This window comes from Streptomyces sp. NPDC003248 (assembly GCF_055563235.1).
In genome coordinates, this window is record NZ_JBVHDT010000003.1 from 451,163 (window position 1) to 465,908 (window position 14,746).

Annotated in this window: 9 protein-coding genes; 4 read left to right on the forward strand and 5 right to left on the reverse strand. The window is 75.6% G+C overall.

What is annotated here, in order from left to right; genetic code table 11:
- Positions 1-199: 199 nt before the first annotated feature.
- Genes ACZ3KJ_RS10875 through ACZ3KJ_RS10890 form a run of 4 tightly spaced genes read left to right on the forward strand, consistent with a single transcriptional unit; the run spans position 200 to position 7,508 of the window.
- Complete coding sequence (locus ACZ3KJ_RS10875) at positions 200-2,605, forward strand: serine/threonine protein kinase (protein WP_467526186.1); 2,406 nt, start codon at positions 200-202, stop codon at positions 2,603-2,605.
- Positions 2,602-4,422 carry a hypothetical protein gene (locus tag ACZ3KJ_RS10880; RefSeq protein WP_467526187.1) on the forward strand — a complete coding sequence of 607 codons (1,821 nt, stop codon included), beginning with the start codon at positions 2,602-2,604 and terminating at the stop codon, positions 4,420-4,422. The genes ACZ3KJ_RS10875 and ACZ3KJ_RS10880 overlap by 4 nt, the downstream gene beginning before the upstream one ends.
- Positions 4,423-4,470: 48 nt before the next feature.
- Positions 4,471-6,585: an AAA family ATPase gene (locus ACZ3KJ_RS10885; RefSeq protein ID WP_467526188.1), complete on the forward strand. Its 2,115-nt coding sequence runs from the start codon at positions 4,471-4,473 to the stop codon at positions 6,583-6,585.
- Between the two features lie 38 nt (positions 6,586-6,623).
- Entirely contained in the window at positions 6,624-7,508 is an 885-nt protein-coding gene (locus ACZ3KJ_RS10890; RefSeq protein WP_467526189.1) for an FHA domain-containing protein, read from the forward strand.
- A gap of 318 nt (positions 7,509-7,826) precedes the next feature.
- Here ACZ3KJ_RS10890 and ACZ3KJ_RS10895 read toward each other — a convergent pair whose 3' ends face one another.
- The 5 genes from ACZ3KJ_RS10895 to ACZ3KJ_RS10915 form a co-directional block, all read right to left on the reverse strand.
- On the reverse strand, positions 7,827-8,483 hold the full coding sequence (locus ACZ3KJ_RS10895) for an RES family NAD+ phosphorylase (protein WP_467526190.1): 657 nt from the start codon (positions 8,481-8,483) through the stop codon (positions 7,827-7,829).
- Complete coding sequence (locus ACZ3KJ_RS10900; protein WP_467526191.1) at positions 8,480-9,238, reverse strand: hypothetical protein; 759 nt, start codon at positions 9,236-9,238, stop codon at positions 8,480-8,482. The genes ACZ3KJ_RS10895 and ACZ3KJ_RS10900 overlap by 4 nt, the downstream gene beginning before the upstream one ends.
- On the reverse strand, positions 9,225-12,869 hold the full coding sequence (locus tag ACZ3KJ_RS10905; RefSeq protein WP_467526192.1) for a CHAT domain-containing protein: 3,645 nt from the start codon (positions 12,867-12,869) through the stop codon (positions 9,225-9,227). Before ACZ3KJ_RS10905 ends, ACZ3KJ_RS10900 begins: the two co-directional genes overlap by 14 nt.
- 233 nt (positions 12,870-13,102) lie before the next feature.
- Positions 13,103-14,158, reverse strand: a complete 1,056-nt coding sequence (locus ACZ3KJ_RS10910) for a UDP-N-acetylmuramate dehydrogenase (protein ID WP_467526193.1) — start codon at positions 14,156-14,158, stop codon at positions 13,103-13,105.
- 158 nt (positions 14,159-14,316) lie between these two features.
- A complete protein-coding gene (locus ACZ3KJ_RS10915) occupies positions 14,317-14,745 on the reverse strand; it encodes a MaoC family dehydratase (protein ID WP_467526194.1) in 429 nt (142 codons plus the stop codon).
- Position 14,746: the final 1 nt, after the last annotated feature.

Consider the following 14,746-nt stretch of genomic DNA (forward strand, 5'->3'; position numbering starts at 1 on the left):
CTGCGCCGGGAGAAAGGCCCGCCGTCCTTCCGGAGCGGTCGTCCTCTCCCGTCGTCCCACCCGCAATCCACCGGGGTCCGGAATTCCCGCCGGACCGACACCGAATGCGCCGCCCCGGACTCCGCCCCCGACTCCGCCCCCGCATTGCCTCTCGTCCGCTCGTGGACCACCTCGTCCCTTTCACCCGCAGGTGAATGCCATGACCTTTCCCGTCGACCCGACCACCGGCGTCGACCCGCACGGATTCCAGGCCGCGGATCCGGACGACGGGCTCGCCGCGCCGACCCTCGTCGACCCCGAGCCCTCGGCCCGCGCCGCCCTCCAGCCCGATCCGCGCCCCGACCCCGACCGGCTGCCGCCCTCGCTCGCGGACCGCTTCCACCTGCTGGAACCGCTGCCCCGGCACGGCGAGCGGACCGAGGACCGCAAGGCGGAGGCGGCGCGCTCCGCCGAACTGCGCGCGTCGGTGTTCCGCGTCCAGGACCGCCGCTCCGCCGGGCAGCCCGTGCGGGTCCTCAAGTGGTTCCACCCCGCCGCCGCCCCCGACCCGAAGGTGACCTCGCTGCTCCGGCCCGGCCTGCACCCGGGGCTGTCGTACGTGGTGGAGGAGGGCACGGCCGACGGGGCGCCGTACCACGTGCTGCCCTCGCACGGCAGCACCGACCTCGCCGCCTACCTGCGCGGCCGGGACGGCCACCGGATGCCCGCGGACGGGATACGGACGATGGTGGCGCGGCTGCACGAGGCGCTGACCGCGCTGCACGCGGCGGAGGTGGTGCACCGTGACGTCAAGCCGTCCAACCTGGTGCTCGGCGACTACGACCACCCCGCCGGAAGCCTGGTGCTGGTCGACTTCGGGATCGCCGTGACCGGCCCGTTCCCGGTCACCGCGCCCGGCGGCTGGTCGGGCACCCTGCGCTACGCGTCGCCGCAGGCCGTCCTGCACCGCGCCGCGGTACGGCCCGAGGACGACTGGTGGGCGCTCGGCATGGTCGTGGCCGAGGCCGCGCTGGGCCGGCATCCCATCCCGCACCTGGAGCCGAGCACCGTGGGCCAGGCGGTCGTGGACGGCGACTTCGCGCTGGAGCGGATCGGGGACGCGCGGATCCGCCTGCTGTGCGAGGGCCTGCTCACCCGGCGCCTGGAGGACCGCTGGGGCGGACGGCAGGTCGGGGACTGGCTCGCCGAGGACCGCCCGGACCCGCTGGTCGTCCCTCCCGTTCCCGGCCCCCGTACGGCACCCGGTCCGCAGCCCGCCCCGGACGCGCCCGCCTTCTCGCACGAAGGCCGGACGTTCACCGCGACCGAGCCCCTGGGGGCGGAGTTCGACGCGCACTGGGACGCCATGGCCGTCCGGCTGAACCGGGGCCGGGAGCGGGCCCGGCTGCGCGCCTGGCTGGAGACGTTCCGGCCCGACGGAGACGCTCCGCGCGCCGAGGCCCTGGACCGGCTGCTGGAGGGGTTGCAGCGCCGCCCCGCCCCGGGCACGCTGATCGACCTCATCACCTGGCTGGCGCCCCGGCAGGAGCCCTCCTACCGCGGTCTCCCGCTCGACATGGCCGACCTGCCCGACGTCGCCGCCAACGCGGCGGCCGGCGACGGCCAGTGCCTCTCCGTCGTGGCCGACCTGCACGAGCACCGCCTGCTGCCGCTGCTCGGGCGCCGCCGGGGCGGCGAGGAACTGGCGTACGTCGACCGGCGCTGGCAGGACCACGCCGAGCAGTGGCGGGAGGCCGCCGGGCGGATCGACCACATCCCCGAGCTGGCCGACGACGGCGACCGGGTTCGCGCCGCCGTCGCCGTACGGCCCCGGCTGACCGCGGAACTGCTGCAACTGGCCGCCCGCCCGGCCCCGTTCCTCCAGCAGCTGCGCCGGCAGGTGCGGCAGGCGCGGGCCGCGCTGCCCGCCCCGGTGCCCTGGTTCACCCGGCTGACCGGGACCACCGACCCGGTGACCCTGCTGCTCGCGCTGCGCCTGCACCACCTGGCGCTGGAGCAGGCCCGGCAGCGGTGGCGCGCCGACCAGGAGGCACGGCTGATGCAGGCGACGGACCGCCACGCGCAGCACTGGCTGATGGTGATGCGCCGGCTGGAGCTCCCCGTCATGCTGGGCCGGGCCGCCGGCGGGGCCCTCCTGCTGTTCTTCCCGCACACCTTCGTGGTCGCCCTGGCCGACCTCTACGACGCCCCGCAGGCCACGGTGGTCACCGCCTGGCTGCTGAGCGTCCCGTGCCTGGCCGCGCTGCTCGCCGTCGAGTGCTGGACCGCCTGGTACATCGGCTACCGCTACCACCCCGACTTCTCGCTCATGGGGCAGATCAGCCGCCGGTCCGAACCCCTGACGCGCCGGGTCCGGGGCCGCGGGTGGCGCCGGATGGTCCGGGCGGTGCCCGTGCTCCTGGTGCTGGCGGCCGTGTTCGGCGCCGCGTGGGGCACGTTCCGTGTCGCGGCGTGGATCTGGCCCCTGACCACCGTCCTCGGGCTGCTGGTGTCGGCCGGGTGGCGGGTGCGGGCCTGGCAGCGGCACCTCGCGGAGGTCCGCGCGCGTCCCCTGGCGGCCCCCGAACCCACGGAACCCGACGAAGACAGAGGAGGAACGGCGTGAGCGGCGCTTGGGCGGGCACAGATCTCTTCGCCGTGGTCCCGGACGTCTCGGCGTCCGGTCTCGACCAGGCGGCGACCCTGTCCGATCCCACCGGACTGTACGACCCCACCGGACTCTACGACCCGACAGGGCTGTCCGACCCCACCGGACTGTACGACCCGACAGGACTGTCCGACCCCACCGGACTGTCCGACCCCACAGGGCTCTACGACCCGACAGGACTGTCCGACCCCACAGGGCTCTACGACCCGACAGGACTGTCCGACCCCACCGGACTGTCCGACCTGAACAGTGCCGCGGACGCGGCCGGCGACCACGCGTACGACGCGGCCGGGCACGCCCTGGACCAGGCCGGCGACGCCCTGGGCCACGCGGCGGACGCCGTCACCGACCAGCTCCAGGACATGATCGTGCCGGCCCTCGTCGGACTCGCCGACCTCAGCGGCGCGCTGCTCGCGACCCGGCTGGCGCTGCGCGGCACGGTGGCGCTCGCGGAGTTCAACAACAAGGTCGCCGCCGAGCAGCGCGCCCTCTCCCGCAGACAGCAGCTGCTGGAGGCGGGCAGCGAGTGCTGGCGGCGCGCGGCGGAGACCGCGGCCTGCGTCAACGCCCGCATCGCCGTCCTGAACCTCCAGCCGTCCGGGCCGGACGGTCCTCCGGTGCCCGCGCCGGTGCAGCCCGTCGGCGTGCCCCTGGACCGCCTGTGGCAGCGGCTGGCGGCCACCGAGCAGGCGCTGCGCCGGGCCGAGGCCCATCGCGCGGCGCAGGCCACGGGACGCCTGCCCTTCCAGTACCGCGACGACCCGGCGAGCGCCGCCTGGTACGACGGGCTGCGCCGCCGTCGGCTCGACGCGCTGCGGCGGTACGCCGACGGGGGACCGCCGCCCGAGAAGCAGCCCGAGGAGCAGCGGTCCGCCGAGCCGGCTCCCCCCTCCGCCGCGCTCACCGAGGACGACGTCCTGCGCGAGGGCGCCCGGCTGCTGGCCCGGCTGCCGCTGTCCCTCTCCTCCGAGAGCCGGGACGTGATCGACGACTGTCTGCTGGAGGCGCGGCGCGCCGTGACCCGGCGGCCCTCGGCGGTGCGCCGGTACCTCGACGAGGCGGCGCTGCTCGCCGGCCACGAGTCCGAGCGCGCCGAACGCGCCGGGACGAACCGCCGGGACGCGGCCCTCCGGCTCGACGTGCTCCGCTCCCCCGCGCCCGACGGCATCGACCCGCTGCCGGACGCCTCCGCCGCCGTCGCCGTACTGGAGCGGGTGCTGCGGGAGGGCGAACCGGCCTCCGCGGCGGACGAACTGATCGTGCAACAGGCCCTGTCGGCCCGCTCCGCCGCCCTGCACCGGGCGTACGTGGCCGCCGCGCTGCGGCGGGCGACCGAACGGTGGGCGGACGGCTCGGTGCACGCCCGCGCCGACGCCGAGCACTGGGACTTCGCGCCGGCCGCCTGGGGCGGCCACTACTGGCTGCGCTTCCGCCTGGCCGGCAACGGCCAGGCCCGGGTCCTCACCATGCGCCGCCCGGTGCCGCCCGGCGAGGCCGACGACTGGGCCGCCCTGGACGCCGAGCGGTGCGCCGAGAGCGAGGCGTACGTGCAGCAGCTGTGCGAACTCACCCAGGCGGAAGGCGTCCGCGCCGGCTTCGCCTGGACCCCGGGGCCCGTCCTGACCGGCGACCCGGCGCCCGGCCTGGCGGTCACCGCCGCCCCCGGTCAGGCGGACCGGACCGACGCCGACCGCACCGGCCGCGGCGCCGCGCGGCCCTCCCGCCGCCCCTCCGTCCGCCCCCGCCACCGCCGCCTCGACGGCGGGGCCGGCTGACGGCCCCGACCGGCGCCCCACCCACCGACGTCCCCTCGGAGGACCCTTGTGACCAGCTCGCCCCTGGACTCGCCGAGCGTGCGGCGGACCGTGCCCCCGCCCTTCGCGGCCGAACTGGCCGGCACCCTCAGCGTCCACGCCCAGTACGTGCTGTACGGCAACGTCCGCGACGACTACGTGGTCGGCGCGGACCTCCTCGACGGCAGCCGCCGCTACCACGCCGTCGGCCTGGAGGACGTGCTGTGGGAGCAGCTGCGCCGGGCCGGCTACGCGAGCCTGCTGCGCTACGACGCCGTCGCGGGCTTCACCGTCGCGCGCTGCGTCGACGGCCTCGACATGAACACGCTGCTCCAGCAGTCCACCCGCGGGGTGGGCGGCCGCAAGGAGCCCACCGACGACGACGGCCGGGTGGAGGCGGTCTTCGCCTCCTTCGCGCGCGGCTGGGCCGGCGAGCGGCCCGGCCCCCGCCCGGGCGATCCGCGCTACGACGACTACCAGAAACCGCTCCCGGCGGCCCTGGTCGTCGACTACGCCTCCCGCATCCCGACCCAGGTCAACCAGCTCAGCGACGCCGAGCGGACGTTCTTCCTGCGCTGTCTGAAGATCGCCGAGGAGGCGGTGCCGATCGCCCGCGACAAGTCCGGCCGCTGCCTGTTCAACCCGGTCATCTGGCTCGCCGACGGCGAACGGGACCTGCCCGCCTGGCTGGTGACGAGCGGCGTGCGGGTGCGCAGCATCGGCGTGCCGATGCCGGACCTCGGCCTGCGGCGCCGGATGGCCGCCCTGCTCGCCGCCCAGGCGGGCCGGTCCGCGACCTCGAACACACTGGACGTGGGTCCGCTGATGCCGGGGGCCGATCTGGAGAAGGCGTCCGAGGACGACGTCGAGCGGTTCGCCCGGTCGGCGAGCGGACTGACGCTGCGCGCCATGCGGGAGAGCATGCGGCTGGCCCGCGACCGCAAGATCCCGTTCGCCGAGATGGAACGGGCCGTGCGCACCTACGAGCTGGGCGTGAGCCGCACCCCGTGGACGGGCGGCGCGGTGGCGGAGAGCATCCGGCACGGCGAGAACGACATCCGGGAGCGGGTGCTGGGGCAGGAGAAGGCGGTCACCCAGACGCTGGACGTGCTCAAACGCGCCGCGCTCGGCCTGTCCGGCGCCCAGGCCTCGGGCTCCGGACACCGGCCGCGCGGTGTGCTGTTCTTCGCCGGGCCGACCGGCACCGGCAAGACCGAGCTGGCCAAGGCGGTGGCCCACACCCTGTTCGGCTCGGAGGAGGCGTGCCTGCGCTTCGACATGAGCGAGTTCTCGGCACCCCACTCGGCGGACCGCCTGGTCGGCGCCCCGCCGGGGTACGTCGGGTACGAGGCGGGCGGCGAGCTGACCCGCGCGGTGCGCGAGGACCCGTTCCGGGTGGTGCTCTTCGACGAGATCGACAAGGCGGACAAGGGCGTCCTCGACAAGTTCCTCCAGGTGCTGGAGGACGGGCGGCTGACGGACGGCCAGGGCGTGACGACGTACTTCAGCGAGTGCGTGCTGATCTTCACGTCCAACCTGGGCGTGCACGGCCCGTCGGGCGAGGACGGCCGGCCGCTGGTCTCCGCCGCCGGCGACCGGCTCCCGGAGTCGCCCGAGGAGTGCGCGGAGTTCGAGCGGCGGATCCTGAGCAACGTCCGCCACCACTTCGAACGCACCTTGAAGCGGCCGGAGTTGCTGAACCGGTTCGGGGGCAACATCGTCGTCTTCCAGTACATCGACGAGCCCACCGCCCGCCGTATCTTCCAGCTGCAACTGCGCAACATCGCCCGGCACATGGAGCGGCAGAGCGGGCTGCGGCTGCGGGTGCTGCCGGAGGCCGAACGGACCCTCGCCGACGAGTGCGTGCGGGACCGCCACAACGGCGGCCGGGGCATCGGCATGAAGCTGGAGACCCACCTGATCAATCCGCTGGCGCGGGGCGTCTTCGACCAGGGCACGGACCTGACGCCGGGCAGCGTGGTCACCGTCTCGCGGGTCGTGGTGTCGGAGGACGGCGGGGTGGACCTGGACCTGGAGGTGGACACGCCGACGGCGACGACGGGTGCCGGCCCGGCGGAGATGCCGGACGTGTCGGGGATCTCCGGGATCTCAGGGATCTCAGGAATGCCGGACAAGAGCCTGTGACGTCGGGACCGGAGCCCGGGGGCCCCGGTCCCCGGTACGTGGACCGGGGACTCGCGGACGACGACGCCCTCATCCGCGACGACGACCAGGAGGAGTACGCCACACCCCCACCGGCGTGGACGGACGTCCCCCAGCCCCGGACGGAGGCACCGGAGGCACCGCGGGACGGCACGGCACCGGACACGGAGCCGCCGGCGGCGGGCCCGGGAGGCACCGGGAGCACGGCCGCGGCGGACCCGGGAGGCGTGGGGGGCGCGGCTGCGGCGGCGCGGACGCACCACCACGTGGACCGGGCGCTCACGGACGACGACGCCCTCATCGGCGGCGACGACGACCAGGAGGCGTACGTTCCGCCCCCACCGGTGTCGACGGACATCCCCCAGCCCCGGACGGAGACACCGGAGGCACCGCGGGGCGGCGGGGCCGCGACGGGACGGGCGGACGCCCCGGCACCACCCGCCCCGGCCGCGCCGTACGCCCCGGCGGCACCGCCGGACGATGCCGCCCCGCGGGTCCGGCCCTGCTGGCAGTGCGGGCATCCGCTGCCCCCGGGGACGTCGTCCTGCCCGGAGTGCCTGGAGCCCACCCGGCATCTCCGGCTGATCGGCAGCCGGCCGCGGCTCGACCTGCGGCACGGCGAGGGCACCCCGCTCCGGCTGGGCCGGCACCCCGTCTGGGCCCGGCCCGAGATCTCCGGGGCCCTCCAGTGCGAGCGGGGGGTCTCCCGCTGTCACGCCGTCGTCCAGCTGGCTCCGGACGGCACTCTCTGGCTGACGGAGAACCCCCGTGGCACGGCGAACGGCACGTACGTCAACCACGAGCGGATCCCGCGCGGCAGCCGGGTCCGGCTGAAGGACGGTGACGTGATCGGCCTCGGCGAGAAGGTGGCCTTCACGGTGCTGCTCCCGGACCCGGCCGGATAGCCCGTGCGGCCCCGGGCCGGGACTATGCGGGGCCGACCGCCACGGAACGGCACCGCGCGAGGCCGAAACCGTGCGGATCCGGGTCCGCCCCGGGTCCAGACCGCGCGCGGCCGAGACCGCACGGGTCCGGGACCGCACGGGTCCGGGACCGCCCCGGGCCGGGCCCGCACAGGTCCGGGTCCAGCACCGCCCCGGGCCGAGACCGTGGCGGATCCGGCACCGCCCCGCATCCAGACCGCGCGCGGCCGAGACCGCACGCGGGGCCCCGACCGCGCGGGACCCGGACCGCACGGGCCCCCGGCGGCACCGTTCCCCCGGCTACGGCAGCCCCCGCTCCGGCACGATCACCGCCCGCAGCGGGGCGAGCAGCCGGTTCGCCACGCGCATCCCCTCGTCGGTCGCGAGGTCGTGGCAGGCCAGGACCTCGGCCTGCAACGGCTCCGGACCGCACCGGTCCCCGAAGAGGACCAGCGCCTCGCGCGGCCGGTGCCGCCGGGACAGCCACAGCAGTCCCTGCGCGTCCTTGGCCTGTCGGCGGACCTCCTGTGCCCAGTAGCGGGTCTGGGGGTAGTCGTCGGAATCCAGCAGCCAGGTCGTCTGGCACACGGCGGCCAGGTCCTCCTCGGTGCGCAGGGAGACGAGGGTGAGGTCGGTCCCCGTGACGATCTCCGCGAGCGTGTACAGGCTGGCCTGCGCCCACTTCACGAGGCGGTGTCCGGTGTCGTGGTCGAAGTCCATGGACCGCAGCAGCACCTCGGCGAGCGCGGTGGTGGGCCGGCGGGCGGCGTAGAGGTAGGGGTAGGGGTCCTCGGTGGTGCCGTCGAAACGGCTGCCGCCGAACAGGACGTGCTGCGTGGTCTTGTTGAAGTCGGTCGCCGGGTATTCGGTGCGGCAGCAGCGCCACAGCCGGGTGCCGGCCGGGAGCACGGTGCACCGGGGCCGCACACCGTCCGCCGGAGGAGGCTGCTTGGTCATCGGTCGCCCTCCACCAGGGCCAGGGCGGCGGCCGCCAGTCGGTCGTCGGGCACCCGGCCGAGCAACTCGGCGGGGGTACCTCCCAGCCAGGAGTTGCCGCCCAGCCACCAGTCGGCGGCCCCCCAGGGGTCCCGGTCGGCGAGGAGGATGCGGTTGATGCGGACGACGATGTCGAGCGGGCGCCCGGTCTCCGGGTCGAACTGGAAGTCGGGGCTGCGCCGCGCGGCCCGAGGGTCCTCCGGGTCGTTCAGCACGATGACGTCGGCCGGGCCCGTCCCGGCGACGGCGGTCCCGTCGGGTGCGACCGCACGCGAGGGCGCGGCGAGCAGGCGCCGCCGGGCGGCGGCGAGGACGGCGGCGACGGGATCGACGTCCGCATCGGCGGCGGCAGCGGCAGCGAGACCGGTGTCGGGGTCGTCCGGGGGGCCGCCCCTGTCGGGAGCGTCGGCGGCCGGCGCCGCGTAGAGGGCTTCCAGGGCGGCGAGGACGGCGTCCGGGGCGGGCGCCGCGGACAGCGCGACGGCCGACCGCTCCTGCCGGCTCAGCATCGTGCCCAGTTCGCCCGCGTCGTCGGGCACGGGCCACAGGGACTGGAGGACGGCGGTCACGGCCCGGGCGGCCCGGGCGGGGTCCGCGCCGGCCGCCCGGAGTCCCTCCAGCCGGGCCAGGAAGGCCTCGTACTGCTCGTCGTCCAGCCACCGTCTGATCTCGGCACGGTTGCGCGCGAGCAGGGCCAGCAGCTCATGGGTGTCCAACGGTGTTCCCTTCGTGCCGGACGGGTGCGGTACTGCCTTGGTGGATGAAGGGCGCCCAGACCTCCAGTGGCAGCGCGGGCTTCCCGGCGACCCGCGCGGCCAGCGGCCTGGACAGGCCGGGGACGGCGGGGCGTCGGGCGTCGAGGGCCCACAGCTGGGTCCGCCGCAGCGCCCGGGCGGGGTCCGTGCCCTCGGCCAGGAAGTGGTGCAGAACGTTCATCAGGACGGCCGCGCCGCGGTCCGCCACGGCCCACTTGGAGCCGATGACGTCGGCGGCGCCCCGGGCGACGAACGCCGTCGTGAGGGTGAGCGTCTCGTCGTGGTCGCGGGTGCTGAGGTCGGTCTCGCAGGCGCTGAGCACGATCAGCGGCCCGGCCGCGCCGGGCGGGCCGGCGGGCGCCCCCAGCAGTTGCCGCACGGTCAGCACGCCGATGTCGTCCTCGCCGCCCTCGCGCACACCGGAGCCGTACGCGGGCCGGGGGTGCAGCAGCAGCCCGGACACGGTGGGCCGGCCCCCGGCGATCCCGTGGGCACTGAACTGCACCAGGGTCGCGGGCCGTTCACCGGTGCCCCCGGGCAGCAGCGGGAGCAGTTCCCCGGGCGTGCCGTCCACGGGCGCGTCGAGGTCCATGAGGTCGCCGTAGCAGCGGGCCGCCGGATAGCGGTCGCGCAGCCCCTGGATCTCGAACAGGGCGTACGCGAGGGTGCCCCGCGGATCCGCGACGAGCACCGGGGCGTCGGCCACCGGGAGCCGCTCGCGGGCCGCCGACCGTACGAACTCGGCGCCCGAGGCCGCGTAGCTGATGACGGCGTGGTCGACGGCGTACGCAGGCCGGTCCCCCACGGTGCCGCCGAGCCGGGCCGCGTGCCAGGGCACGGACCCGAGGTTCCCGGCGGGCAGGAGCACCAGCCGCACCGGGTCGTCGGGGGTGGCGGGCCGGCCGGGCCGGGCGACCCCGAGGACCGGCTCCAGCACGGCGGGCCCGGCCCAGGCGCACACCTCCTCCAGTGCGCCCTTCCACACCTCCACCGCTCGTGTCGGGGTCCGGTCCGTGGCCGCGGAGGTGAACGCGGCGTAGGCGGACCGGTCACGGGCCGCGTCCAGGTACGCCTCCAGCGGCGCGCGCTCCGCCCCGGCCAGCCCGGGCAGTTCCACGGTGAGCGGCGCCGCCCCGGGCCGCACCACCAACGCCCATCCGGGCCCGTCACCGCCCCCGGCGACCAGGTGCACCACGGCGTCCACCCCGACCCGCCCGGCGGTGTCCGCGAGCTCCTGCCAGGCCGGCACCGCGACGGGCGCGGCCCGGTCCCGCAACGCCTCCAGCGCGCGCCGCCGCAGGGTGCTCGGGATGAGCGCTCCGGCCTCCGTCCCGCGGCCGACGGCTCCCGGCGCGTCCGCGGCCGCCGCGGCGCCCGTTCCTCCCTCGGCTCCCTCGGCTCCCTCGGCTCCCTCGCGGACGGCCTTCCTCCACTGCGCGGCGAGGTCGTCCCGGCCGCACTCCTCCAGTTGCTCCGGCACGCTCGCGGACGCGGCGACCGCCCGGAGCACGAGGGCCCGGCCGGCTTCCACGACCCGCAGGGCCGTGGCCGCGTCACCGCTCTCCGCGGCCCAGACGGCGGCCGCGACCCCGCGGTCGGCGGCCGCGCGGGCCGCCGAGAGACCGTGTTCGGCGCCGATCTGGAGGAGGACGTCCTCGGCGACCTTCTCCAGCAGCCGTTCGATCGCTTCGAGGGCGCGTGCGGTGTCGCCGTCCGCGCCGCGGCGCCGGAGGAAATCGGCGAGCAGCCGGTAGACCTCCTGTGCGGTGCCGCAGGAGGTGTGGTCGCCGATGGCCGCGCGGGCCGCCTCCAGTTCCTCGATCGCCTGGTCGAGGGCGGCCGGCTCGCCCCGGCGCTCGTGCTCGATGCCGAGGACGAGGGCGATCCCCGTCCGGGTGCGGATGTCCTGGTCGGCGACGACGGTGGGGCCGCCCAGCGATTCCCGGATCCGGTCGACCTCGGCCAGCAGGCTGCCGGCGGACGGGGTGACGAACTGCTCCAGGGCCCGGGTCATGACCCGCACCGCCGGCATCACCCCGCGCAGGACCACGGGCAGCGCGGGGTGTTCCTGCGACTCGCGCAGATACGCCACCGCCCGGCGCAGCGGCGGTCCCGCCGTGCCGCCCGCCCGTCCGATGGCCAGGGCCCGGCGCAGTTGGAGGAACCCGAGGATGAACAGGACGGTATTGGCGGACGCGTCGTCCTCGGTCAGTTCCTGGCGCATCTCCAGCAGGATGTCGCCGATCTCGTCGAGGGTGTCGAGGTCGTCGTCGGCCGTCTGGGCGATGCGCTGGTGCAGCAGCAGGGCGCGCCCGGAGTTCACCAGCTCCCGGCCGTGCGGCCCGGTGGGCATGTGCCGGACGACGTCCCCGACGTCGAAGTTGTCGGAGAGCAGCCGTTGCGCGGCCTCGATGTCCGCCAGGTTCCCGCCGCTCATGGAGATGCCCGCCAGTGCTCCGGCGCGCAGGATGTCCAGCACTTCGCCGGGCGCGTCCTGGTCGTGTGACGCCTGGAAGAGCAGTTCCGTCGCCTCGGTGATGCCCTCCGCGTCCGCCGTGCGCAGGGAGAGGCCGAGTCGGGCGAGTCCGGCGGTGGCGCGGTCCTGCCAGGAGTCGAGGGGGAGGTCATGTACCGCCTGCTTCGCCTCGTCCTCGCTCAGGATGCCCGGTCCCATCACCTCCAGCACCGGCAGCAGCTGGTCCATGGTCCGCCGCGCCTCTTCGGCGACGTCCGTGCCGGACGCGGTGGCGCCGGACGCGGTAGTGCCGGACGCGGTGGTGCCGGACGTGGTGGTGCCGGACGCGGTGGTGTCCGCGCCGGACGCGGTGGTGTCCGCCTCCTCCGCGGTGGTGCCGGGCGACGGCGCGGAGTCCGGCAGACCGTCGATGAGTTCCATGGCGACGTTGAGGAAGTTCGCCACCTGCGGCGGCATCGTCCCCGTCGCGCTGGCGAGGGCCCCCAGTTCCAGCAGGGTGGCCGGGTCGTCGGCCGACTGCATCTTCTGGAGCATCCGCGACCACTGGTGCAGGGCGGGCTGGTGCGCGGCGTCGGCCGTCTCGGTCAGTTCCGCCAGCAGCGTGCCGACCTCGGCCAGGTCGTCGCGCAGCCCGGATCCGCCGGGTGCCATGAAGGCGGCGCCGACCGACACCAGGTGCAGGAAGTCCTCGCGTCCGCGCATGGCCAGGTCCGGGAAGCGCGGCACCAGCAGCTTGACCAGCAGATGGGTCTGGGCCTCCCGCCGCCGGACCTGCCGCTCCGTGACGGGGACCGCTTCCCGGGCCTCGCGGAGCAGCGCGGCGGCCTCGTCGCGGCCGCCGGCCCGCTGGTCGGCGAGATACCGCACGGCGAGCAGCGCGCCGCGGGCGGCCCGGTGATCCCGCAGAGCCGCCTCGATCCCTTCCGCCGCCGCCTCCGTCTCCGCCCGCTCCAGTGCGAGCAGCACCTGCTCCGTCTCCCCCGCCGCGGGCGGTTCGGAGCCCTCGCCGGCGGCGATCCACGCCTGGCAGAGTTTCTCGGTCCGGCCGAGCAGGGCCCCGGATCGCCATCCGTCCCCGCCCCCGGCCGCCGTTTCCCGTGTGCCGCTCTCCGTCACGCGCCCCTCCCCGGATGCCGTTCGCCCACATAGTGGCGCGGCTGGGACGGGTGCGGAGGGTGTTCGGCCGTATTTCAGCCGTGACGACCGGCAATCAACCGGGTTCGGGGGAGGTGGGAAGGGAGATGCCCCCGGCATCATCGTGACGGGGGGCGCCCGCGCCGGCCAGGGCTACGGACCGGGGGAGGCCCTCGGCCCGCGGCCGCCCCCTCCCCACAGCGGGGGCCCTGCCGTTACAGCCCGACCCCCACCATCACCGGCTCGTTGACCAGCGTGATCCCGAACGCCTCGCGCACTCCGGCCACGACCTCGCGTGCCAGCGTCAGCAGGTCCTCGGTGGTGGCCTCGCCCCGGTTGGTGAGGGCGAGCGTGTGCTTGGTGGAGATACGGGCGGGTCCGTCGCCGTAGCCCTTGGTGAAGCCGGCCTTGTCGATGAGCCAGGCCGCGGAGGTCTTGGTGTGTCCTTCGCCCGCCGGGTAGGCGGGCGGCTGCGCGCCGTCCCCGAGCCGCTCCCGCACGCGCGCGTGGAAGACGGCGAAGTCGGCGTCGGTGAGGATCGGGTTGGTGAAGAAGGACCCGGCCGACCAGGTGTCGTGGTCCTCGGGGTCGAGCACCATGCCCTTACCGGCGCGCAGCTTGAGCACGGTCTCCCGGGCCTCGGCCAGCGGCACCCGGTCGCCGGCCTCGACGCCCAGCGCGCGGGCGGTCTCGGGGTACTTGAGGGGCGCTGACAGTCCGCCGGCGTCCTCCAGCGCGAAGCGGACGCGCAGCACGACGTACCGGTCGGGTTCGGCCTTGAAGCGGCTGTGCCGGTAGGAGAAGGCGCACTCCTCGTTGCTCAGCGCGACCGTCTCGCCGGCGTGGCGGTCGTAGGCGATGACCTCGGTGATCGTGGAGGAGACCTCCTGGCCGTACGCGCCCACGTTCTGGAGGGGGGTGGCGCCGGCCGAGCCGGGGATGCCGGCCAGGCACTCGATGCCGGCGAGGCCGGCCTCCACGGTGCGGGCGACGGCGTCGGTCCACACCTCGCCGGCCGCCAGTTCCAGCGTCGTGCCGGTGAGTTCGTATCCGCTGGTGGCGATGTGCAGGGCGGTGCCCGCGAAGCCCTTGTCGCCGATGACGAGGTTGGAGCCGCCGCCGATGACGAGCAGCGGAGTGCCGTCGGCGTCCGCCCGGCGCACGGCGGCGACCACCTCGGCGTCGGTCGTCGCGGTCACCAGCCGGGTGGCGGGGCCGCCCAGCCGGAAGGTGGTCAGCGGGGCGAGCGGGGCGTCGTGGAGTTCCAGCACGCGCCCAAGCCTACGAGACGGCACCGACAGCCCCGCCCGCGCCTGCTCCGCGCACGCACCGCGCGGGGAAGGGGCTCCGGACACGCGTAAGGGGCGCCTCGCAAGGAAGAACGCCCCTTACACACTGCTGGGCCCCCGGGCCCCGGGGCTCGCCCTCCTCAGGCCAGCCGCACGACCGCCCGCGACATCCCGAGCACCTTCTGCCCGCCGCTGGTCACCGTCAGGTCGACCCGTACGGTGCGGTCGTCGAGCTTGGCCGCGACCTTGCCGGCGACCTCGATGACGGCGCCCAGGTCGTCGTCGGGCACGACGACCGGCTTGGTGAAGCGCACGCCGTAGTCGACGACCGCGCCCGGGTCGCCGGTCCAGTCGGTGACGACACGGATCGCCTCGGCCATGGTGAACATGCCGTGGGCGATGACGTCCGGCAGGCCGACCTCCTTGGCGAACCGCTCGTTCCAGTGGATCGGGTTGAAGTCCCCGGAGGCACCCGCGTACTGCACGAGGGCGGCGCGGGTCACGGGAAAGGACCGGGCCGGCAGCTCGGTGCCGACCTCGACGTCGTCGTAAGCGATCTTCGCCGTCATG

Coding starts and splice junctions, on each gene's coding strand:
- ACZ3KJ_RS10915 (WP_467526194.1), bottom strand. CDS start 14,745: ATGACGGCGAAGATCGCTTACGACGACGTCGAGGTCGGCACCGAGCTG.
- ACZ3KJ_RS10875 (WP_467526186.1), top strand. CDS start 200: ATGACCTTTCCCGTCGACCCGACCACCGGCGTCGACCCGCACGGATTC.
- ACZ3KJ_RS10895 (WP_467526190.1), bottom strand. CDS start 8,483: ATGACCAAGCAGCCTCCTCCGGCGGACGGTGTGCGGCCCCGGTGCACC.